The sequence below is a fragment of the Streptomyces sp. NPDC004561 genome (assembly GCF_053602155.1).
This window is the reverse complement of the sequence record NZ_JBSGDB010000055.1, coordinates 1-22331: the sequence shown is the minus strand read 5'-3', so window position 1 is coordinate 22331 and position 22331 is coordinate 1. Positions and strand designations below refer to the sequence as shown.

The window sequence follows — 22331 nt, the reverse complement described above, 5'->3', positions numbered from 1 at the left end:
CGCGCCGGGGCGCATGCGCGGGCGATCTCCGCCGGAGCGTGACCGACGCCACGTCCGGTGGCCTTACGATGGCGCGGTGCTGGTCAAGTGGATTCGCTGCACCGTGGTGGACCGCCGCGGTTTCGAGCGGGGGCAGCGGAAATGGGCGGGGCTTCTGGGGGAGCCGGGATTTCGGGGACAAGGCGGAGGCTGGAGCCGGCAGCGGCCCGGTATGGCGCACATCTTCGCCTTCTGGGAGAGCCGTGCCTTCTACGACTCCTTCATGGCCCGTTCCCACGACCGGCTGGCGTCCGCTCAGTCCGGCACGTTCAAGGACGCGCAGGCCAAGCTCTTCGAGTACCGCTTCGACGTGAAGACCGGCTTCGAGCCGCGGTTCACCGACACCGATCTGATCCGGATAGCCCTGTGCCGGGTGCACGAGGACCGGGTCGAGCACTACACGCTGATGCAGGAGAAGGTCTGGAACCCGGCGATGGCCGGGTCGCCCGGCATGATCCGCGGGATGTTCGCCGAGGCGCCCGAGCAGGAGTTCCTGATCCTGTCGATGTGGCGGTCCGCGGCCGAGCACGGCAAGTACCGCACCGAGCGGGTGGAACGTCTCGCCCTGCGCGCCCAGACCGAGACGGACATCGCGGCGCTCTCCGGCGACATCGTGGACCTCGAGCCGTCATGGACGGTCTGACACCGGCGTCCTGGGTTTGAAAGGCCAACTCAACCCGAGAGGGTGCCTCCGCGTACGCGAAAGGTCACGGAGCGCTCGGATCGGTGTGACTTGCGCTGTATGGGGCCCGTCCGAGTGCTCGCCTCCACGCCACTCGATCTAGGGTTTTGGCATGGCACGACCACGGCGCATCGTCCTTGTCCGGCACGGCGAGTCAACGGGCAACATCGACGACTCCGTGTACGAGCGGGAGCCGGACCACGCTCTCGCCCTGACCGAGCGCGGCCGGCGGCAGGCCGGGGAGACCGGCGAACAGCTCCGGGAGCTCTTCGGCCGGGAACGCGTGAGCGTGTACGTCTCCCCGTACCGCCGTACGCACGAGACGCTCAGCGCCTTCCACCTCGACCCCGACCTCATACGCGTCCGCGAGGAGCCCAGACTGCGCGAGCAGGACTGGGGCAACTGGCAGGACCGGGATGACGTGCGCCTGCAGAAGGCGTACCGCGACGCCTACGGCCACTTCTTCTTCCGGTTCCCGCAGGGAGAGTCCGGCGCCGACGTCTACGACCGGGTCGGCGGCTTCCTGGAGAGCCTGTATCGCAGCTTCGAGGCCCCCGACCATCCGCCGAACGTGCTCCTGGTGACCCACGGGCTCGCGATGCGGCTGTTCTGCATGCGCTGGTTCCACTGGACGGTCGCGGAATTCGAGTCGCTGTCCAATCCGGGGAACGCCGAGGTGCGGATGCTCGTTCTCGGTGAGGACGGCAAATACACACTCGACCGGCCCTTCGAGCGCTGGCGGGAGCCGGTGCCGTACTGGGTCACCGGATAAAGTGGCGGAGCGATGACCGCTGACTCCTCTTCTCTCGGACGCCTGGAGCGTGCCCTGGCGAGCCTGCGCGGCCTGGCCGTGGGGGACGCCTTGGGCTCCCAGTTCTTCGTCCCCGCGCACTACTCCTTGCTGAAGCGGCGCGAGCTGCCCCCGGGGCCCTGGCAATGGACGGACGACACCGAGATGGCCGGTTCGGTGGTCGCCGTCCTCGGCGCCCACCAGCGCATCGATCAGGACGCCCTGGCCCGCTCCTTCGCCGACCACCACGACTTCGACCGGGGCTACGGCCCCGCCGTCAACCGGCTGCTGCGTCTCGTCCGGGAGGGCCAGGACTGGCGCGAGCTGGCCGCCGCGCTCTTCAACGGGCAAGGGTCCTGGGGCAACGGCGCGGCGATGCGGATCGCGCCCCTCGGGGCCTGGTACGCGGACGATCCGGAGCAGGCCACCCATCAGGCCGAGATCTCGGCCTATCCCACGCACCAGCACCGGGAGGCCGTGGTCGGTGCCATGGCCGTGGCGGCGGCCGCGGCGCTGGCCGGCTCGCCGGACGGCCCGCCCAGCCCCGAGGCACTCCTCGACGGTGTCGTCGCCCTGGTGCCGAAGAGCGCGGTCGGCCAGGGACTACGCCGCGCCCGGGACATGCTCGACTACGGCGACGCGGCCACCGTCGCCGCCGTGCTGGGGTGCGGACGCCGTACGACCGCCCATGACACCGTTCCCTTCGCCCTCTGGTCCGCCGCGCGGAACCTCGGTGACTTCGAGACGGCGTTCTGGACGACGGCCCAGGTGGGCGGGGACGTGGACACGACCTGCGCGATCGTGGGCGGCGTGCTCGCCTCCGGGAAGGCGGGCACACCGCCCGCCGAGTGGGTGGAGCGGACCGAGGCGCTGCCGGACTGGGTGCCCTCCGGGCTCTGAAGGCCACATTCCGCGGATTTCGGGACGCTCCGTGTCCGCCGGGAACTCTCCGTGATCGTCGGTCGTTTCGCCGGTACCCACCGCTCGACGTCCTCCGGGACCGGGAGCGGCGGAGAGGTGGAGGGCGAGGTGCGGAGGGGGTGTTCCATGGCATTCGCGGTGTGGGTTCTCGTACTGCTTCCAGGCTCTGTCCTGGCATGGGCGCTGGTGCCCGCGATGCGGCCGGCCGGACCGCCTCATGCGCCCGCCGTCCCCCGGCGGAGGCCCGGCCGGCCGCGGCTCGGCGCGGCCCGGGTCGCCTCAGCCGATGCCGGGTCCCGCCACGCCCGCGAGGGAGTCGAGGTCGCTCTTGCGCACCCTGATCACCAGCCAGGCGGTGAGGAACGCCAGTGCGGCCATCGCGGCGGCGGGGATGAAGGCGATGGAGATTCCGTGGGCGAGCACCTCGTTGCCCCACGGCGCGGGCAGCTGATGCGTCTTGGCGAACTGGACCTTCTGCTCCGCCGACCCGTTGGCGAGGAACTTCGGCAACTGCTTCTTCGCCTCGTCCTTGCCGGCCGAGCCGAAGACCGTCGTCAGGATCGACAGGCCGAGCGAACCGCCCACCTGCTGCATCGCGTTGAGCAGCCCGGAAGCCGCGCCCGCCTCGTGCTGGGCGACCCCCGAGACCGCTGTGACCGTTGCCGTCACGAAGTTCAGGCCCATGCCGAAACCGAAGGCCAGCATGGGCCCCAGGATCCCGCCGAGATAGGAACTGCTGGGCCGGATGAACGTGAGCCAGACCAGCCCGATCACCACGAGCGTGGTGCCGGTCATCATGAACGGCTTGGGGCCGAACCTCGGCAGGAGCTGCTGGGACAGCCCCGCGCCGATCGCGATCGCGGCCGTCACGGGGAGGAAGGCCAGGCCCGCCTTGATGGCGCTGTAGCCGAGCACGTTCTGCACGAACAGCACGATGTAGAAGAACATGCTGAACATCGCCGCGGCCAGGCTCAGCATGATCACGTACGTGCCCCAGCGGTTGCGCTCCCTGAACATCCGCAGCGGGGTGATCGGCTCCTTCGCCCGGGTCTCGGTGAAGACGAAGGCGAGCAGCAGCACCACGGCCGCGCCGAACGAGCCGAGGGTGAGCCGGTCCCGCCAGCCGTCCTCCGCGGCCCGGATGAACCCGTACACCAGAGAGGCCATGCCCGCCGTCGACGTCAGCGCACCGGTGATGTCGAAGCGTCCCGGGTGCCGCTGGGACTCGCTGATGTACAGCGGGGCGAGCGAGGCGATCAGCACGCCGATGGGCACGTTGACGAACAGCACCCACCGCCAGTCCAGCCAGTCGGTGAGCATGCCGCCGGCGAGCAGGCCGATGGCGCCACCGCCCGCGGATACGGCGGCGAACACGCCGAACGCCCGGTTGCGCTCGGGGCCTTCGGGGAACGTGGTGGTGATCAGCGCCAGCGACGTGGGCGAGGCGATCGCGCCTCCCATGCCCTGCAGGGAGCGTGCGGCCAGCAGCTGCCAGGGTTCCTGGGCGAGACCGCCCAGCAGCGAGGCGAAGGTGAACAGCAGGATGCCGGTCATGAACACCCGGCGGCGGCCGAGGATGTCACCGGCCCGCGCACCGAGCAGCAGGAGGCCGCCGAAGGTGAGCGTGTAGGCGCTGACCACCCAAGTGAGATCGGTGGTGCTGAACTTGAGAGCGTCTTGAATGTGCGGGAGCGCGATGTTCACAATCGTCGCGTCGAGTACCACCATGAGTTGGCAAGCCGCGATGACGGCGAGTGCGATGCCGGGATGCCCCTCCCGGCGGGCCACGCCCGGTTTCTGGTCCTGAAGCAGCTGAGAGGTTGTCACTATGGGTCCCCCACAAAGGCTTTAGTGAACGATCGCGTTCACTGTCGCGTCCACCGTAGTGAGTCCCCGACAGTGAACGCAAGCGTTCACTTAAACGCGCGCCACGCCTCGCGTCCCCCTGTTGCTGCTTGCGTGGCAGCGCACCCCGCCCCCGAATCCCCGCTTCACATGCATGCTGGAGAAACACAGATGGCTACCTCGCGCTGGACGGCCGACCCTGCCCGGACGGCTTCCCCGCGTCGGCGCGGTGCGGTGCTGGAGCGCGCCATTCTCGATGCCGCCCTGGAACAGCTCAGCACGGTCGGCTGGAAGGGCCTGACCATGGAGGGCGTCGCGGCCGGCGCCCAGACCGGCAAAGCCGCGGTCTATCGCCGCTGGCCCTCCAAGGAGGACCTGGTCGCCGACGCGCTGGTGTCCGGGCTGCCCCGGGTGGAGACGGCCCCGGACCTCGGAAGCGTGCGGGAGGACCTCCTCACCCTTTGCCGGCAGGTACGGCAGATCATGTTCTCGCTGCCCGGCACCGCGCTGCGCTCGGTGATTCACGAGTGCGACCAAGCGCAGGCGGAACGCTTTGAGGGCGTGATCGTCGGGAACGTGGTGGAGCCCACCATCAAGCTGCTTCGCGACGTCATCACCCGTGGCATAGAGCGGGGAGAGGTGCGCTCGGACGCGGCCAACGGATATGTCTTCGACGCCATCCCGGCCATGATGATGTACCGCTCGAAGATGTGCGCCAGCGAATGGCACGATCAGGATCTGGAAGAGATGATCGACCAGCTGATGCTCCCGCTGCTCCGCCCCTACGCGGTCTGACGGAGCTCACCGGCGATCTCGGCATCGCTGAGCCGACCAGGGTGTCGCGTGCCCATCCGGTCGGCGTAATCTAAGGGCGCCATGCCGTACGAACCGCCTACTCACACCGTCGAGCGCTCCCTGCGCGCCACGACCGGAGCGAAGGTCATCGCTGGTGTCGACGAGGTGGGGCGCGGCGCCTGGGCCGGACCCGTCACCGTCTGCGCGGCGATCACCGGACTCCGCCGGCCGCCCGAGGGCCTGACCGACTCGAAGTTGCTGACCATCAAGCGGCGTACGGAACTGGCCCAGATACTTCGGACATGGGTGACGGCCTACGCGCTGGGGCATGCTTCCCCCGAGGAGATCGACGACCTGGGGATGACGGCCGCGCTGCGGCTCGCCGCGGTCCGCGCCCTGGAAGCCCTGCCGGTCCGCCCCGACGCCGTGATCCTCGACGGGAAGCACAACTATCTCGGTGCCCCGTGGAAGGTCCGCACGGTGATCAAGGGTGATCAGTCGTGCGTGGCCGTCGCGGCGGCCTCGGTGATCGCCAAGGTTCAGCGCGACAAAATGATGGCCGAACTGGGCATCGACCATGCAGACTTCAGATTTGCGGACAACGCCGGGTATCCGTCGCCCGTGCACAAGGCCGCACTGGAGGAGCGGGGGCCCACCCCGTACCACCGTTTGTCGTGGGCGTATCTTGATGCGCTGCCCCAGTGGCGGCACCTCAAGAAGGTCCGCAGCTGGGCGGACGGAAACGTTCCGGAGATCGAGGGTCAGCTCGGCTTCGATTTCTGACGGTTCCGGTCGCACTCATGTGCCACCCGGTCGCCCGCGCCGCACCAACGTTTGATAAATATCAGCTCATGCCTCTCATTCCCGAGGAGCCTCAGATTCACGAGAGTGCCCAGGGTCCCCGCGCCACTTCGGCCAGTGGCCGTACCGCGCCGACCCCCCGCCCCGTACCCGGACCCCGCCCCGCGGCTCCGTCCCGCCCCGGTCGTCCCGGCCCTCTGCGGCCCACGCCGCCGGTGCAGCGCACCCCGCGTGACGTGGCTCCGGCCAAGCCGGCCCCGTCCGGCCCGCCCGCTCCCGCCGTCGCGGCCAACCCGCAGATCCAGCTGATCCCGGCCTCGGCCGAGGGTGCGCTCGACGCCGCCGAGGAGGCGGTCGACCTGCTGCTGGACTCGGGTCGTGCCCCCGGCGACGTGCTGGTGATCACCACCGGTGCCCAGCACCCGTGGGCCGAGCACGAACTGTCCTTCGGTGAAGCCTCCTACTGGGCGCAGCACGACACCGGTGACGACGTCTTCTACACAGACGCCACCATCGCCTCGCGTGCCGCGTCCCGTCCCGTGGTGGTCGTGGCCGTCAACGGGGGCCCAGCCTCCGCTGCCGCCGCCGTCCTTCCGCTGGCCCACTCCCGGGCCGGTGCCCTGCTGATCGTCTGCGGCGACCCGCAGCAGATCAACTCGGTGCTGGGCGCCGGCGTCTGAGCCGCGTCCGGCGCCTCGGGGCACCCGGGGTGAGGTAGGAGCCGCTCCGGCGGCATCCGCACGGTGCGTCTTTTGGCATGCCCGAACGACTGGCGGCGGCCGTTCCGCTCGCGGAACGGCTCCCCCTGGTCGGCCCGGGGGGCAGCGAGGGCGGCCGGGCTGGGCGGGCAATGGTGTGACCGGCGTACCCGCCAGGGCTGTCGGCGCTTCCCGCTCAGTGTCGGTGCGTCCTGTTTGCCGACGGTGTCACCGTGCCGAGAACACTCCGGCCATGGATCTCGTACGCCTGCGGGGTCCTGCCCGCGAGCCTCCTGTGCTCCCCGGCCGAGGCGGCGGCGCGGAACGTCCTGGACGGGATCCCTCGGTCGCCGTCCGGTCGGCACCGGCTTGTCGGCGGGCCGCATGCGCACCCGGGAACGGTGACGCGTGCTCCGGTTCTCTTCAGCGGGCCGCCGCGCGGCGCAGGACCTCGGAGACCGGGCCGCCGGTGCGAGGCGTGAGCGGCGGGGCCTCCGCCGTGGCGAAGGGTTCCGGGGCGGAGTGCGCATGGGGACGGCGTCCGCCGCGCCCCTCGCCGAGCACCTGCCAGCCGTCAGCGGTCAGCGTGATGTACGCCCCGCACCGCAGCCCGTGCAGCGTGCAGGCGTCGCGCAGTCCCCACATCCAGGCGCCGTCCTCCTCGGTCCAACGCCCGTCGCCCTCACGGCAGTAGAGCAGGACGGCGGTACGCACCGGCGTGCGGCGGCGCAGGTCGTGCGGAATGACCCGGCGCAGTTGGGCCAGCAGCGCGTTACGGAACATCCAGCCGTCGGCCGGGGCGGGCCGGCGCGTGAACGAGGCGCTGGCGAGCAGCCGCTCATCAGGATCGAGTACGGCCACGATCGCCGTGGACGGCTTCGGGTGATGACGGGCGTGCAGCCCGCTGACGACCTCACGGGGGTTGCGCAGCAGCGGGATTCCGGCGGCAGCCCACTCCGCAGGCTCGAGCAGACGGCTGGCGGAGGCGGCGGACGCGGACGTCGACAACGAGGCCGCCGAGGACGAGGCGAATCCGAAGGTCACGTTCCTCCCTTCGGCTACGCGCCCATACTGCGGGCGAGGTCGGGTTCGGGGGACCGCGCACCGCAGCAAAAGCCCAACCGGATCACGGACGAGCCGTGCGGGGAGCGGATCTCAATTCTTCCCTTCGAACTTGGATGCGGCAACGAGCAATTGGGGCCACCGCCGGGTATCAGATGGTGCGTGGCTTATATCCCTACCCGCAGAGTCGGCTGATGACGCCTGGGACACCGGGCCACGTCGCGTGCGGGCGCCATGAGCGGCCGTACGGTCAGCCCTGGACGGCGAGGACGAGTGGCAGCACCCCCTGAGCTCCGGAGCGGCGGAGCAGCCGCGCGGCGACCGCGAGGGTCCAGCCCGTCTCCATGAAGTCGTCGACCAGCAGAACCGGCCCTGCCCCCTCGGCCAGCGCCGATGCCAGACCGGGCGGCACCGCCAGCGCACCGTCGAGGGCCTTCAGCCGCTGAGCGCTGTTGCTGCGCGGCACCCGGGGCACATCCCCGGCGTATTCAACGGATCCGAGCAGCGGCAGCCGCCCGATCTCGGCGATCCGCGAGCCCAAGGAGTGGATCAGGTGGGGCCGGGTGCGTGAGGCGATGGTGACCACCCCCGCCGGCCGGGGCTGGCCGTCGGAGGCACCGGACGCCCAGCCGCCGGGCCCCCTCGCCCAGTCGGCCAGCACATCGACCACGGCTCGCGCCACGTCGTCCGGTACGGGAGCGTCCGGTGTCTGCGGCGCGAGCAGCGGACGGAGCCGATTGCCCCATCCGATGTCCGAAAGACGACCCAGGGCCCGCCCCGAGGAGGCCTGTTCACCGGCCGGGATGCGCCCCTTGAGATCGATTCCGATGGCCGGCAGCCCGGTCGGCCACATACGACGGGGCTCCACCTCGACTCCGGCACGGCCCAGATCGCTGCGTGCCGCGTCCAGCGCCGCCGAGGACGTCTCAACGGTGAAGCGCGGTCCCGCGCAGTTGTCGCAGCGGCCGCAGGGTTTGGCGCCCTCGTCGTCCAGCTGGCGTTGCAGGAACTCCATCCGGCACTCGTCGGTGGTCGCGTACTCGCGCATGGCCTGCTGCTCGGCCGCGCGCTGCCGGGCCACCCAGGCGTAGCGCTCGGCGTCGTAGGACCACGGTTGCCCGGTCGCGGTCCAGCCGCCCTTGACCCGGCGTACCGCTCCGTCCACGTCGAGGACCTTCAGCATGGTCTCCAGTCGGGAGCGGCGCAGCTCGACCAGGGGCTCCAGGGCGGGCAGCGACAGGGGTCTGTCGGCGCGGGAGAGGACGTCCAGGGTGCGCCGCACCAGGTCCTCGGCGGGGAAGGCGAGGGAAGCGAAGTACTCCCAGATCGCCTCGTCCTCCCTGCCCGGCAGCAGCAGCACCTCGGCGTGCTCGACGCCGCGGCCCGCCCGGCCCACCTGCTGGTAGTAGGCGATGGGGGAGGAGGGCGAGCCGAGATGGACCACGAAACCGAGGTCGGGCTTGTCGAAGCCCATGCCGAGCGCCGAGGTGGCGATCAGCGCCTTGACCCGGTTGGCGATCAGATCGTCCTCGGCCTGCTGCCGTTCGGCGTTCTCCGTCTTGCCCGTGTACGAGGCGACGGTGTGTCCGCGCTGCCGCAGAAAGGCGGTGACCTCCTCGGCGGCGGCCACGGTGAGCGTGTAGACGATGCCCGAGCCCGGCAGGTCGTCGAGATGCTCGGCGAGCCAGGCCATCCGGTGCGCCGCGTCCGGGAGCCGCAGCACACCGAGGCTCAGGCTCTCCCGCTCCAGGGGGCCGCGCAGGACCAGGGCGTCCGATGTGCCTCCGGTGCCGAGTTGCTCGGCGACGTCGGCGGTCACGCGAGCGTTGGCCGTGGCGGTGGTGGCCAGCACGGGGACTCCGGGCGGAAGATCCCCGAGCATGGTGCGCAGTCGCCGGTAGTCGGGACGGAAGTCGTGTCCCCAGTCGGAGATGCAGTGGGCCTCGTCCACCACCAGCAGACCGGTCGCCGCGGACAGCTTGGGCAGGACCTGGTCTCGGAAGTCCGGGTTGTTCAGCCGCTCCGGGCTGACGAGCAGCACGTCGACCTCACCGGCCGCGATCTCGGCCTGGACGGCCTCCCACTCCTCGGTGTTCGCCGAGTTGATCGTCCGGGCGTGGATGCCGGCCCGGGCCGCAGCCTCCACCTGGTTGCGCATGAGCGCGAGCAGGGGCGAGACGATCACCGTGGGCCCGCTTCCTCCGGCCCGCAGCAGCGAGGTCGCCACGAAGTACACCGCGGACTTGCCCCATCCCGTGCGCTGCACGACCAGGGCCCGGCGCCGCTCGGCGACCAGTGCCTCGATCGCCCGCCACTGGTCCTCCCGCAGCCGGGCGGTGCCCGTGGCATCCCCGACGAGCCGGGCGAGGACGGCGTCGGCCTGGGCCCGGAGATCCGCGTTGCTCGTGTGCTCCATGCGTTCCATACAACAGGACGGCACCGACAACCGGGCGGGCACGGCCCGAGGCTGTGGACGATCGAGGTCGACTTGTCGTGTCCCTGATTCGACTTATCCACAGGCTCAAGCGGAATTCCAAGATCCGCGAGATCGTCAGCGCATGACGAATCACAGCGAAACCACCGGACCCTTCGGAAACAGCGACATCCCAGGCCAGGAGGCCGAGACCGGACCGGCGGCACACGCCGCACAGGTCACTCTGCGCACCCCGGCCGAACTGGCCGACGCCCTGCCCTACCTGCTGGGTTACCGCCCGGAGGACAGCATGGTCCTGGTCGCCCTGAACGACCGCGGCGGCAAGGGCAGGTTCGGCGGCCGTGCCCGGCTCGGCATCCCCGCGAACGAGGAGGACTGGGAGGCGGCCGCACGGCAGCTCGTCCACGGGCTGGTGACCGGCAGCGAACGGCGCGGCGCCCGGCCCGAGCAGATGGTGGCCTACGTCTGCCTGGAGCCGGCCCCGGGAGAGACGGGCAAGGACGTCAAACGACGGCTCGAACCGCTCGCCCATCTGCTGCGCACCCAGTGCGGCGACCTCGAGGTGCCGGTCATCGAGGCACTGTGCATCTCGGACGGCCGCTTCTGGTCGTACTGCTGTCCGACCGCGGGCTGCTGCCCCGAGGAAGGCTCCCCGATGGGCCTTCCCGGCACCTCCGTCCTGGCCGCGGCGGCCACCTACGCCGGCATTCAAGTCCGGGGAACCCTCAAGGAGTTGCGCGCACGGCTGCAACCCTGGGAGACCACCGCCGTGCTGGGGCAGGAGATCGCCCTGGACACGGCCGGCACGAACCTGGTGCCCCGCATCCTCGAGGAGGCCACCCGCGCGGACGTGGCCGAGGAAACCCTCGCCCTCGCCGAGCGGATCATCCGCCGCTTCGCCGCGGCGGCGCCGGTGTCCGGCATGCATCCCGCGGACCTGCGCGACGACGACCTGCTCGAAGACGACGAGGCGGCGCGGCTGATCCTCGGGCTCCAGGACCGCACCACCCGCGACCGGGCGGCCGCATGGATGGAGGGCGATGAGGCAGGCCCGGCCCTGCGACTCTGGCGAGCCCTGGCCCGCCGCTGCGTCGGACCCTACGGCGAGCACGCTGCCGCGCCCCTGACCCTGGCCGGATGGGTCGCCTGGTCCGCGGGAGACGAACTGGAAGCCCGCGAGGCGCTGGCCATGGCGCTGGGCGCGGATCCCGACTACCTCTTCGCCCGCCTGCGGCATCCGCCCACGCGCCCGGCGACACATCCGTGCGCGCCTCCGGGCGCGCGCCGGTCCCCGTGATCCTCGCGCGTTCGACGGCCGCGCCGGAGTCCGCCGTCCCGCCGGCGTCGCCGGCCGCCACCGCCCGGCCGTGTCCCCGGGGCGCGACGGCCGTCCCGCCGTCCCCGGAGCCCTCGGGGTACTGTGCCCCGTCGGCACCGATCCCGTTCACCACGAGCGGGGTGTGCGACGCGCCGGTGGGCTCGAGCGGTGCGGGAGCCGGCTTCTTCGAGGGGGCGCTCGCTCCCGGCTCCTGGCGCAGGATCGCGTTTCTGACCTGGCGTAGTTCGGCCGCGGTGTCCACGCCGAACTCCTCGACCAGATGACTGCGCGTCCGCTCGTACACCTCCAGCGCCTCGGCCTGCCGCCCGAGCCGGGACAGCGCCGTCATGAGGTGGCCGACCAGCCGCTCCCGCGTGGGATGACGGCGCGCCTCCCCGTCCAGATCGGCGGCGACCTCCTCGGCCGCGCCGAGAGCCAGCCGCGCCTGCGCACTGGACTCCACGGCGGTGAGCCGGATCTGTTCGAGCCTGGCGCACTCGTCGCTGAGCGGCGGATGGCTGTCGAACTCCGCGTACGGCGAGCCGCGCCACAGCCCCAAGGCCTCGGTGAGCCGGGTGTGCGCGGTGCGCGGATCGCGCTGCTCCAGCAGCCGCCGTCCGTCGGTGACCAGACGCTCGAAGCGGCAGGCGTCGACCTGTTCGGGATCGAGATCGAGGACGTAGCCGGGCGTCCGGTGACGCAGCACCGAAGGTTGGCCGGTTCCCGTCTTTGTGTGAAGGGCCCGGCGCAGATGTGAGACATGGCTCTGGAGTGTGGCGACGGCGTGACGGGGCGCTCCGTCACCCCACAGTTCCTCGATGAGCAGTTCGGTCGGCACCACACGGCCGAGACGAATGAGCAGCAGGGCGAGCAGCGTGCGTCTGCGCGGCGGGCCGAGCGGCAGGTCATGCCCGTCGCGTTGCGCCGACATGGGCCCCAGGACGCTCAGCAGGAGCTCGGTCCGGCCGGTCGTCGTGGGTGACACGTTTGCGGTCGGAGGTGCGGGCATGACGGTCCCCATCGTTCTTGCGGATATGGCCGGCTGACGGGCGGTTTCGAGCTGACTGGTCTCACGCCGTCCCCTGCGGATCATGGCATGACGAAAGCGCCTTCCAAGCCGGAGACCGATTGATTGGCAAGAAAGCGGCAGGTGTTCGGCAAGGATTTCGACAGGGGGTCCGGAAAGCGACGGCGGTTGACGGAAAGGGGCCGCCAGTGGCTCGACCAGGACTCCGCAAGGGCGATGACGCACGATGTTCAACGTCTGGAGATACTGCTGGTCCCAGGGCCGATGACGCCCCTGCTGACGGCCTTCACGGCCGCTCGCCAGCCTCCGAAATGATTTCGCCCTCAAGTTTCTGACAGGGAGCCCTCTCTTGCTGAGTCCAGCACCTGCAGCTCCGGGCCTGTGCATGGCGAGCCTCGATAAAACCCTGACCATACAGCAGGCGAACCAGGAGTTCTTCCGGCAGTTCAACGGCTCGTCCGAGGACATATGCGGCCGCAATTTCCGTGACGTGGTTCACCCCAGCGTGCAGCAGCCGCTGGTGCGCCAATTCTCCAATTTGCTGGAAGGGAAGCACCAGCGATTCGTCACGCCCGTCATCGCCGTGGGGCACGGCGAGGAGTCCGCCTTCACCGTTCCCCTCACCGCGGTCGCGGTGCGCGGTGGCCTGCCCGACACGACCGCGATCCTGGTCATGATGCCCACGGCCGGGGACGCCGAGGGGACACGGGTGGTGGCCAGGCGCAGGAAGATCCTCTCCTCCATGGACGCGCGCATCCTCGAAGGAATCGCCGCCGGCGTCTCCACGATCCCGTTGGCGTCGAGCCTCTACCTCAGCCGGCAGGGCGTCGAGTACCACGTGACCTGCCTGCTGCGGAAGTTGAAGGTGCCCAACCGCGCCGCGCTGGTCTCCCGCGCCTACTCCATGGGCGTGCTCAAGGTCGGCACCTGGCCGCCCGAGGTCGTGGACGCCTTCGTGAAGTGAGCGGGCCCGCGCGGCCCGCGCCGCGCGCCCGCTCGCGCCGGCGGCCGTGGCGGCGTGCGCCGGGGCCGAACGCGGGCCGGGCGGACCCGCCGCGCGCGCATTGCCCGGCAAGCACAGGGCGGAACGGCTCGCGTGGGTTCGCGCGCCGTGGAGCGGCACCTCACCGGCGCCTGCCACAGGCTCCAGGTCGCCGGAAGGTCCGAACCGGCCGTGTCCTGCCCGCTGCCGCCCGGCCCGGCGGACGCCCGTAGGCACACGCGAGGCGGACCTGCCGTAACGCCCTGTTCCGCACCCGGGGTGACCGAACCCCCGGCCCCGGGCCTCCCGTTCCGGATCTCGTGGACGGCTTTCGCGCGGTCCCCCCCCACGGCCCGTCCCGCTCAGGCCACTTCCTCATTCCCTTTCCCAAAGCTCAGGAGACACAGCGTGATTGCACAGCACCAGCCCCTGTCGCGCCGCCGCATGCTCGGCCTGGCGGCCTTGGGCGCCGCCGCGCTCGCGGGGCAGACCACGATCACCGCCGCCCCCCGGGCGGCCGCCGCCACCGCGACCAGTGGTTCCGGCGGCACGTTCGTCCCCGCCGTCGTGGTCGGCACCGGTTACGGCGCGGCCGTCTCCGCCCTGCGTCTGGGCGAGGCGGGGGTCCCCACCCTGATGCTGGAGATGGGCCAGCTGTGGAACCAGCCCGGTCCGGACGGCAACGTGTTCTGCGGGATGCTCAAGCCCGACAAGCGCTCCAGCTGGTTCAAGACCCGCACCGAGGCCCCGCTCGGCTCCTTCCTGTGGCTCGACCTCGCCAACCGGGACATCGATCCCTACGCGGGCGTACTGGACCGGGTCAACTTCGACCAGATGTCCGTGTACGTGGGACGCGGTGTGGGCGGCGGTTCGCTCGTCAACGGCGGCATGGCGGTCACGCCCAGGCGCTCGTACTTCGAGGAGGTGCTGCCCCAGGTCGACGCCGACGAGATGTACACCAAGTACTTCCCGCGCGCGAACTCCACCCTCCGGGTGGGCAACATCGACAAGAGTTGGTTCGAGCAGACCGAGTGGTACACGTTCGCGCGTGTCTCGCGCCAGCAGGCCTCGAACGCGGGCCTGAGCACCACCTTCGTGCCCAACGTCTACGACTGGGACTACATGCGCCGCGAGGCCGACGGCGAGGTGCCCAGGTCGGCGCTGGCCACCGAGGTCATCTACGGCAACAACCACGGCAAGGTCTCGCTCGACAAGAGCTACCTGGCGGCCGCCCTCGGCACCGGCAAGGTCACCATCGAGACCCTGCACCAGGTCAGGACGATCCGTCAGCAGAACGACGGCACGTACCTGCTGACCGTCGAGCAGAAGGACGCCGACGGCAGGCTGCTCGCGACCAAGGAGATCTCCTGCCGCCACCTCTTCCTCGGCGCCGGGAGCCTCGGTTCGACCGAACTGCTGCTGCGCGCCCGGGAGACCGGCACGCTGCCGAACCTCAGCTCCGAGGTCGGTGGAGGCTGGGGCCCCAACGGCAACATCATGACCGCCCGCGCCAACCACATGTGGAATCCCACGGGCGCCAAGCAGTCGTCGATCCCCGCCCTCGGCATCGACGACTGGGGCAACCCGGACAACCCCGTCTTCGCCGAGATCGCCCCCCTGCCGGCGGGAGTCGAGACCTGGGTCAGCCTCTACCTGGCCATCACCAAGAACCCGGAGCGCGGCACCTTCGTCTACGACGCCGCCAAGGACCGGGCGGACCTGCGCTGGACCCGGGACCAGAACGCGCCCGCGGTCGCGGCCGCGAAGTCCCTGTTCGACCGCATCAACAAGGCCAACGCCACCATCTACCGGTACGACCTCTTCGGCAAGCAGATCAAGGCCTTCGCCGACGACTTCTGCTACCACCCGCTCGGCGGCTGCGTCCTGGGCAAGGCCACCGACGACCACGGCCGCGTCGCCGGATACAAGAACCTCTACGTGACCGACGGCTCGCTCATCCCCGGCAGCATCGGCGTCAACCCGTTCGTGACCATCACGGCGCTGGCGGAGCGGAACGTCGAGCGCATCATCAAGGAGGACGTCACGGCTTCCTGACGGTGCGGTGGGCGGGGCCCGCCCGCGCCCCGCCCCTTGTCCTCCCGGCGAGCGCCCCGCCACCGTGGGCGGTCGACCCGAAACCGAAAAGGAACGATTCCGTGAACTCCCCGCTCACCGAGGACAACGGCCTCTGGATCCGCAGGTTCCACCCGCGCCCCGACAGCCGCGTCCGGCTGGTCTGCCTGCCCCACGCGGGCGGCTCCGCCAGCTTCTACTTCCCCGTGTCCCGGTCCATGCCCGACAGTGTCGAGGTGCTGTGCGTGCAGTACCCGGGCCGCCAGGACCGCCGCTCCGAACCGCTCCTGGACTCCGTACCGGCCCTCGCCGGCAAGGTCTACGAGGCCCTCCTGCCCTGGACCGACCGGCCCATCGCCCTGTTCGGCCACAGCATGGGCGCCTCCCTCGCCTACGAGATCGCCCGAAGGCTGGAGCAGGAGCGGGACATCGTGCCCGCCGCCCTCATCGCCTCCGGCCGCCGCGCCCCGTCCGCGCACCGCGACGAGACCGTCCATCTGTGCGACGACGACGGCCTCGTCGACGAGATGCGCGGACTCAGCGGCACCAACCCCCAGCTGCTGGGCGACGAGGAGGTCCTGCGCATGATCCTGCCGGCCATCCGGGCGGACTACCGCGCGGCCGAAACCTACACCTGGGAACCCGGGCCGCCCCTGCGCTGCCCCGTGACCTGCCTCGTCGGCGACGACGACCCGAAGGTCACCGTGGAGGAGGCCGCCGCCTGGTCCGGGCACACCGGCGGCCCCTTCACGCTGAAGGTCTTCCCCGGCGGCCACTTCTTCCTGGCCGAGCACCAGACGGAGATCGTCCGCCTCATGGCCTCCCAGCTGGAGGCGCCCGACCGGGTGTGAGGACCGGCCCGACCCGGCACACCCCGGACGGCGGCCGGGCGATCCGCCGCCTGGGGACAGGGGCCGCCCGCGCTGCGTGAGCCGCGTCGCATCGGAGCGCGGGAGGCTTGCTATGCAACGAGTTGCATAGCAGGATCGGGGTCATGGCGCTCGAACACGCGATTCTGGTGTCGCTCCTGGAGAAGCCGGGATCCGGCTACGAACTGGCGCGGCGTTTCGAGCGGTCCATCGGCTACTTCTGGACCGCGACCCACCAACAGATCTATCGCGTGCTCAAGCGCATGGAGAACGACGGCTGGGTCGACGTCCGGGACGTCCCGCAGCAGGGCAGGCCGGACAAGAAGGAGTACAGCGTCGCCGACCTCGGCCGGGCCGCACTGTCCTCCTGGTTGCACGATCCCATCGAGCCGGAGAGTGTCCGCCACGACCTGGCCGTGAAGATCCGGGGCGCCGCCTTCGACGACCCGGCCGCCCTGATCCGCGAGGTGGAGCGGCACCGGCAGGCGCACCGGGACCGGCTGGCGCACTATCTGGCCGGAGAGCAGCGGGACTTCACGGGGCCCGAGGCGAACGCGGCCGGTCCGCGGGCACCGCTCGACGCGGAGCGGGAGCTCCAGCACGTCGTACTGCGCGGCGGCATCGCCTACGAGCGGATGATGATCGACTGGCTCGACGACGTGCTCGCCACGCTCGCCCGATTCGGTCCGGGCCGCTGACCGCCGCCGCACTCACCGCCGGTCCGGCCGTCCGGCCTCCGATTCCCACCCGTCCACCAGCCGAAAGGCGTCCCCCCATGGCTGACCAGCTCCTTTTCAACCCGCGCACCTACGACCCCGCGCACTTCGACCCCGAGACGCGCCGCTTGCTGCGTGCCACCGTCGACTGGTTCGAGGAGCGCGGCAAGAGGCGGCTGATCGAGGACTACCGGGCCCGCGCCTGGCTCGGCGACTTCCTGGCCTTCGCGGCGAAGGAGAACCTGTTCGCAACCTTCCTGACGCCGTCGTCCGCCGCGGGCGAGGGGGATGCGGACAAGCGGTGGGACACCGCCCGGATCGCCGCGCTCAACGAGATCCTGGGCTTCTACGGCCTGGACTACTGGTACGCCTGGCAGGTCACGATCCTCGGCCTCGGCCCGGTCTGGCAGAGCGGCAACGCCGCCGCCCGCTCCCGCGCCGCGGAACTCCTCACCCAGGGAGAGGTGTTCGCGTTCGGCCTGTCCGAGAAGGCGCACGGCGCCGACATCTACTCCACCGACATGCTGCTCGAACCCGACGGCGACGGCGGCTTCCGGGCCACCGGCTCCAAGTACTACATCGGCAACGGCAACGCCGCCGCACTCGTCTCCGTCTTCGGCCGCCGTACCGACGTCGAGGGGCCCGACGGCTACGTCTTCTTCGCCGCCGACAGCCGTCACCCGGCCTACCACCTGGTCAAGAACGTCGTCGACTCCTCGAAGTTCGTCAGCGAGTTCCGCCTGGAGGACTATCCCGTAGCCGCCGGGGACGTCCTGCACACCGGCCGCGCCGCCTTCGACGCCGCCCTCAACACCGTCAACGTCGGCAAGTTCAACCTGTGCACCGCCTCGATCGGCATCTGCGAGCACGCGATGTACGAGGCCGTCACCCACGCCCACAACCGCATCCTCTACGGCCGCCCCGTCACCGCCTTCCCGCACGTGCGGCGCGAGCTGACCGACGCGTACGTCAGGCTCGTCGGCATGAAGTCGTTCAGCGACCGCGCCGTCGACTACTTCCGCTCCGCCGGTCCCGACGACCGCCGTTACCTGCTCTTCAACCCGATGACGAAGATGAAGGTGACCACGGAGGGCGAGAAGGTCATCGACCTGATGTGGGACGTCATCGCCGCCAAGGGCTTCGAGAAGGACAACTACTTCGGCCAGGCCGCCGTGGAGATCCGCGGCCTCCCGAAGCTGGAGGGCACGGTCCACGTCAACCTGGCGCTGATCCTGAAGTTCATGCGCAACCACCTCCTCGACGCCGTCGAGTACCCCGCGGTGCCGACCCGCCTCGACGCGGCCGACGACGACTTCCTGTTCCGGCAGGGGCCGGCCCGCGGCCTCGGCTCGGTGCGCTTCCACGACTGGCGACCCGCGTTCGACGGGTACGCGCACCTGCCCAACGTGTCCCGCTTCCGCGAACAGGCCGACGCGCTCTGCACGTTGGTCGCCACGGCCGCCCCCGACGCGGAGCAGAGCCGCGACCTCGACCTCGTCCTCGCGGTCGGCCAGCTCTTCGCCCTCGTCGTGCACGGACAGCTCGTCCTGGAGCAGGCCGCCCTGACCGGCCTCGACGAGGACGTGCTCGACGAACTCTTCGCCGTCCTCGTACGGGACTTCTCCGCGCACGCCGTCGAACTGCACGGCAAGGACTCGGCGACCGAACAGCAGCGGGACTGGGCGCTGGCGTCGATCCGGCGGCCGGTCGTCGACGAGGCACGCACGGAGCGGGTCTGGCAGCGGGTCGAGGCGTTGTCCGGAGCGTACGAGATGGCTCCGTAGCCGCGCCTGGCTCGCGGACCGGCCGGGCCGCGGGCTCGCCTTCGGTGTCGTCGTCAGCGCACTGTTCCTCGCGGTTTCAACGGCACACCCGGCAGTTCCGGGGCGGGGAGCGGAGCCCCGTCGTAGCCCTTCACCTCGCCGAAGCGGGCGCCGCTCGTCCAGTCCCCGCGGGCCTGCTCGATGTCCTCCTGCGTACGCCCGACGAAGTTCCACCACATGATCAGCTCCTCCGCGAACGGCTCGCCGCCGAGGAGCATGAGGCCGGCGTCGGATTCGGCGCGGAGCGGCAGTTCCGAGCGGCCGCAGCCGAGGTAGAGCAGGGAGCCCGGCAGCACCGGTACGCCGTCCACGTGCACCTCGCCGGACATCGCCAGCACGCCGTACTCGAAGTCGGGCTCCAGAGGGAGGCGGACGTCGGCGCCCCGGGTGAGGGCGAGGTCGGCGCCGACGATCGGGGTGTACGCCGTACCGGGCGAGAGCGAGCCGTCGAGGTCGCCGAGGATCACCGTGGCGGTGAGCCCGGGCGCGGTGACCGTGGGCAGCTCGGGGTGGTACTCGAACCTCGGTTCGGTGTGCCGGTGTTCGTCCGGCAGCGCCACCCACAGCTGGGCGCCGTGCAGGAAGCGCGCGTGCGGCCGGGGGCTCTCCTCGGAGTGGCTGATCGCCCGCCCCGAGGTCATCAGGCCCAGCTGCCGGGGCCGGATCGTCTGCAGGCTCCCGGTGGAGTCGCGGTGCAGCACCTCGCCCTCGTGCAGCCAGCTGACCGTCTGCAGCCCGATGTGCGGATGCGGCGGTACCTGCATGCCGGGCTCGTCGGCGATGTCGTCCGGGCCGTAGTGGTCGACGAAGGCCCACGCACCGATCATGCGGCGGCCGAGGTTGGGCAGCAGCCGGCGCACCTCGGACGACTCGCCCAGCTTCACCTGACGGGGACTCAACAGCTCGCGTACGGGCTCGGCGACGACGAAACCACGGCCGCCGCAGACACTGGGCACGGGCGTCCGGTCAAGGTTGCTCATAACGCCCAACTTAGCGGTGCGGAAGCCGGACCGGTGAGCGTGGAAACCCGCATTTTCCTTGGCTGAGTCAATCAACTGACTTACCTTCGGTGGGTACACCGACGTGACCCCGATGGAAGGCCCACCATGTCCCAAGCGCACCCCCGGCCCGCCGAGGCGGGGGAGCCCGCCGTACCACGGGCGAACGTCGTCGTCGCGGTGCTGGCCCTCGGCGGGATAGTGGTCTCGCTGATGCAGACCCTGGTCATCCCGATCGTCCCGCAACTGCCGCACCTGCTGCACGCCTCGGCCTCGAACGCGGCCTGGGCGGTCACCGCGACCCTCCTCGCGGCGGCCGTCGCCACGCCCGTCATGGGACGGCTCGGCGACATGTACGGCAAACGCCTGATGCTGCTGACCAGTGTGGTGATGCTGGTCGCGGGCTCGGTGACGGCCGCGCTCAGCGACGGCCTCGCCCCGATGATCGTCGGGCGGGCGCTGCAGGGCCTCGCCTCCGGCGTCATCCCGCTCGGCATCAGCATCATGCGCGACGAACTGCCCGCCGAGCGGCTCGCCTCCGCCACCGCCCTGATGAGCGCCTCCCTCGGCGTCGGCGGCGCCCTCGGCCTGCCCGCCGCCGCCCTCATCGCCGACCACTTCGACTGGCACGTGCTGTTCTGGACCTCGGCCGCGCTCGGCGCCGTCGCCGGCGTCCTCGTGCTGCTCCTCGTACCCGAGTCAAAGGTGCGCACCGGAGGACGCTTCGACCTGCCCGGCGCCCTCGGCATGGCGGCCGGCCTGATCTGTCTGCTGCTGCCGATCTCCAAGGGCGCCGACTGGGGCTGGCGCAGCGGCACGACCCTCGGCCTGTTCGCCGCGGCCGTCGTCGTCCTCCTCGCCTGGGGCTGGTACGAACTGCGCACCCGGCAGCCGCTGGTGGACCTGCGCACCACCGCCCGCCGGCAGGTCCTGGTCACCAACCTCGCGTCGGTCGCGTTCGGCTTCTCGATGTTCGCGATGTCCCTGGTCCTTCCGCAGCTCCTGCAGTTGCCCCGGGCGACCGGCTACGGCCTCGGCAGGTCACTGCTCGACGCGGGCCTGGTGATGGCCCCGACCGGCCTGGTCATGATGGCGATGGCGCCCGTGTCCGCGCTGATCTCCCGGAAGTGGGGGCCGAAGGTCACGCTGATGTGCGGCGCGGTGATCGTCGCCGCCGGGTACGGGCTCAACGTCGTGCTGATGCACGCCGTCTGGGAACTGCTCCTGGCCTCCTGCGTCATCGGCGCGGGCATCGGATTCGCGTACGGCGCGATGCCCGCGCTGATCATGGGCGCCGTGGACCCCTCCGAGACGGCCGCCGCCAACAGCCTCAACACCCTCATGCGGTCCATCGGCACGTCCACCGCCAGCGCGGTCGCCGGCGTGATCCTCGCCCAGATGACCACCATGTTCGGCCCGACGCCGCTGCCCTCCGAGAACGGCTTCAAGGTGGTCATGGCCGTCGGCTCCGGCGCCGCCGTCCTCGCCCTCCTCGTCGCCGCGTTCATCCCGCGCCGAGTCGTGCCCCTGCCGGGCGCCGGGGCCGGCGTTCCCGAGGTGGAGGCGGCCGGGGGCGGTGCGCCGGTGGGTGAGGCCGTCGGCGTCGGGGGAGCGGGATCCGGCGCGACCCCGGTACGCGGGTGCGTCCGTGGAGCTGACGGCACGGGCGTCGGGCGGGCGGCCGTCACTCTCGTCTCGCTCGGGGGACGGCAGCTCGGCCGGTGTGTCGCCGGGGACGACGGCGGGTACGCCGTCGAGGCGCCGGGGGAGGGGACGTACGTCCTGGTCGCCTCCGCGGGCGGCCGCCGGCCGCACGCCACCACCGTCGTCGTCGGCGCGCACCCGGTCTCCTACGACCTGCTGCTCGCCGGCACCAGCGTGCTGACCGGTGTGGTGCGGGCGGCGGACGGCGGGGCGCCGGTCGCCGGGGCCATGGTGATCGTCACCGATGTGCGCGGGGAGGTGCTGGCGACGGAACGGACCGGCGGACTGGGCGAGTTCGCCCTCACGGGCCTTGTCCCGGGCGCGGTCACGGTCGCCGTCAGCTCGCCGAAGCACCGGCCGCTCGCCCTGCCCGTGGAGATCGACGGCAGGGAAGTGACCCGGATCGAGGCCGAGTTGCGGGCCGGTGCCCAGGTGCGCGGCACGGTACGCGGCACGGACGGACCCCTCGGTGATGCCCGGGTCACCCTGGTGGACGCCGTGGGCGACGTCGTCGCCACGACCACCACCGGCGGCGACGGCGCGTACGCCTTCCCCGACCTCGACGGCGGCCAGTACACCGTCATCGCCTCCGGCTATCCGCCCAGGGCCGCCGGGGTGACCGTCACCGGGGACGGCGCGGACGCCCAGGACATCGAACTTGCTGGTTCTTGATGGTGAGGCCGTCGTCACCGTTGAACTTGGAGTCCGGGGTGATCTGCGAGTACGGCTGGCCCGGGGAGAGCATGGCGCCGTG

At 71.0% G+C, this 22331-nt stretch carries 17 protein-coding genes and 1 pseudogene; 13 read left to right on the top strand and 5 right to left on the bottom strand.

Annotated features, from left to right (window positions below; all coding sequences use genetic code 11):
- Positions 1 to 76: 76 nt before the first annotated feature.
- The 3 genes from ACWEN3_RS10630 (at position 77) to ACWEN3_RS10620 (ending at position 2411) form a co-directional block, all read left to right on the top strand.
- A complete protein-coding gene (locus ACWEN3_RS10630; protein WP_452968274.1) occupies positions 77 to 682 on the top strand; it encodes a YdbC family protein in 606 nt (201 codons plus the stop codon).
- Positions 683 to 833: 151 nt separating this feature from the next.
- Positions 834 to 1493 carry a histidine phosphatase family protein gene (locus ACWEN3_RS10625; protein ID WP_452968272.1) on the top strand — a complete coding sequence of 220 codons (660 nt, stop codon included), beginning with the start codon at positions 834 to 836 and terminating at the stop codon, positions 1491 to 1493.
- Between the two features lie 12 nt (positions 1494 to 1505).
- Positions 1506 to 2411: an ADP-ribosylglycohydrolase family protein gene (locus ACWEN3_RS10620; protein WP_452968269.1), complete on the top strand. Its 906-nt coding sequence runs from the start codon at positions 1506 to 1508 to the stop codon at positions 2409 to 2411.
- 300 nt (positions 2412 to 2711) lie between these two features.
- Here the strand turns inward: ACWEN3_RS10620 and ACWEN3_RS10615 are convergent, their stop codons facing one another.
- Entirely contained in the window at positions 2712 to 4259 is a 1548-nt protein-coding gene (locus ACWEN3_RS10615; RefSeq protein WP_452968266.1) for an MFS transporter, read from the bottom strand.
- 189 nt (positions 4260 to 4448) lie between these two features.
- Between ACWEN3_RS10615 and ACWEN3_RS10610 the strand changes: the two genes are divergently transcribed.
- The 3 genes from ACWEN3_RS10610 to ACWEN3_RS10600 all read left to right on the top strand — a co-directional run bounded on the left by ACWEN3_RS10610 (position 4449) and on the right by ACWEN3_RS10600 (position 6553).
- Positions 4449 to 5072 carry a TetR/AcrR family transcriptional regulator gene (locus tag ACWEN3_RS10610; RefSeq protein WP_452968298.1) on the top strand — a complete coding sequence of 208 codons (624 nt, stop codon included), beginning with the start codon at positions 4449 to 4451 and terminating at the stop codon, positions 5070 to 5072.
- Between the two features lie 81 nt (positions 5073 to 5153).
- Complete coding sequence (locus ACWEN3_RS10605) at positions 5154 to 5855, top strand: ribonuclease HII (RefSeq protein WP_452968264.1); 702 nt, start codon at positions 5154 to 5156, stop codon at positions 5853 to 5855.
- 68 nt (positions 5856 to 5923) lie between these two features.
- The gene (locus ACWEN3_RS10600) at positions 5924 to 6553 is read left to right on the top strand and encodes a hypothetical protein (RefSeq protein ID WP_452968261.1); all 630 of its coding nucleotides are present in this window, start codon (positions 5924 to 5926) and stop codon (positions 6551 to 6553) included.
- A 441-nt stretch (positions 6554 to 6994) separates the two neighbouring features.
- On the opposite strand, the gene ACWEN3_RS10595 is transcribed toward ACWEN3_RS10600, so the two are convergent.
- Together ACWEN3_RS10595 and ACWEN3_RS10590 are read right to left on the bottom strand one after the other, a co-directional pair.
- Positions 6995 to 7615 (bottom strand): hypothetical protein, encoded by a 621-nt coding sequence (locus ACWEN3_RS10595; protein WP_452968258.1) that lies wholly within the window; start codon positions 7613 to 7615, stop codon positions 6995 to 6997.
- Positions 7616 to 7883: 268 nt separating this feature from the next.
- Entirely contained in the window at positions 7884 to 10049 is a 2166-nt protein-coding gene (locus ACWEN3_RS10590) for a RecQ family ATP-dependent DNA helicase (RefSeq protein WP_452968256.1), read from the bottom strand.
- Positions 10050 to 10191: 142 nt separating this feature from the next.
- Between ACWEN3_RS10590 and ACWEN3_RS10585 the strand changes: the two genes are divergently transcribed.
- Complete coding sequence (locus ACWEN3_RS10585) at positions 10192 to 11364, top strand: DUF4192 domain-containing protein (protein ID WP_452968253.1); 1173 nt, start codon at positions 10192 to 10194, stop codon at positions 11362 to 11364.
- A 298-nt stretch (positions 11365 to 11662) separates the two neighbouring features.
- On the opposite strand, the pseudogene ACWEN3_RS10580 reads toward ACWEN3_RS10585, so the two are convergent.
- A pseudogene (locus ACWEN3_RS10580) lies at positions 11663 to 12316 on the bottom strand (AfsR/SARP family transcriptional regulator); the annotation flags it as partial.
- A gap of 481 nt (positions 12317 to 12797) precedes the next feature.
- On the opposite strand from ACWEN3_RS10580, the gene ACWEN3_RS10575 reads away from it, so the two are divergent.
- The 5 genes from ACWEN3_RS10575 to ACWEN3_RS10555 all read left to right on the top strand — a co-directional run bounded on the left by ACWEN3_RS10575 (position 12798) and on the right by ACWEN3_RS10555 (position 18836).
- The gene (locus ACWEN3_RS10575) at positions 12798 to 13376 is read left to right on the top strand and encodes a LuxR C-terminal-related transcriptional regulator (RefSeq protein WP_452968250.1); all 579 of its coding nucleotides are present in this window, start codon (positions 12798 to 12800) and stop codon (positions 13374 to 13376) included.
- Positions 13377 to 13838: 462 nt separating this feature from the next.
- Positions 13839 to 15449: a GMC oxidoreductase gene (locus tag ACWEN3_RS10570; RefSeq protein ID WP_452968295.1), complete on the top strand. Its 1611-nt coding sequence runs from the start codon at positions 13839 to 13841 to the stop codon at positions 15447 to 15449.
- A gap of 101 nt (positions 15450 to 15550) precedes the next feature.
- The gene (locus ACWEN3_RS10565) at positions 15551 to 16318 is read left to right on the top strand and encodes a thioesterase II family protein (RefSeq protein WP_452968247.1); all 768 of its coding nucleotides are present in this window, start codon (positions 15551 to 15553) and stop codon (positions 16316 to 16318) included.
- Between the two features lie 143 nt (positions 16319 to 16461).
- Positions 16462 to 17034, top strand: coding sequence for a PadR family transcriptional regulator (locus tag ACWEN3_RS10560; RefSeq protein WP_452968245.1), 573 nt, complete (start codon positions 16462 to 16464; stop codon positions 17032 to 17034).
- A gap of 77 nt (positions 17035 to 17111) precedes the next feature.
- Positions 17112 to 18836 (top strand): acyl-CoA dehydrogenase family protein, encoded by a 1725-nt coding sequence (locus tag ACWEN3_RS10555; RefSeq protein ID WP_452968242.1) that lies wholly within the window; start codon positions 17112 to 17114, stop codon positions 18834 to 18836.
- A 53-nt stretch (positions 18837 to 18889) separates the two neighbouring features.
- Here ACWEN3_RS10555 and ACWEN3_RS10550 read toward each other — a convergent pair whose 3' ends face one another.
- On the bottom strand, positions 18890 to 19855 hold the full coding sequence (locus ACWEN3_RS10550; protein ID WP_452968239.1) for a pirin family protein: 966 nt from the start codon (positions 19853 to 19855) through the stop codon (positions 18890 to 18892).
- Positions 19856 to 19981: 126 nt separating this feature from the next.
- On the opposite strand from ACWEN3_RS10550, the gene ACWEN3_RS10545 reads away from it, so the two are divergent.
- Entirely contained in the window at positions 19982 to 22249 is a 2268-nt protein-coding gene (locus ACWEN3_RS10545) for an MFS transporter (protein ID WP_452968236.1), read from the top strand.
- Positions 22250 to 22331: the final 82 nt, after the last annotated feature.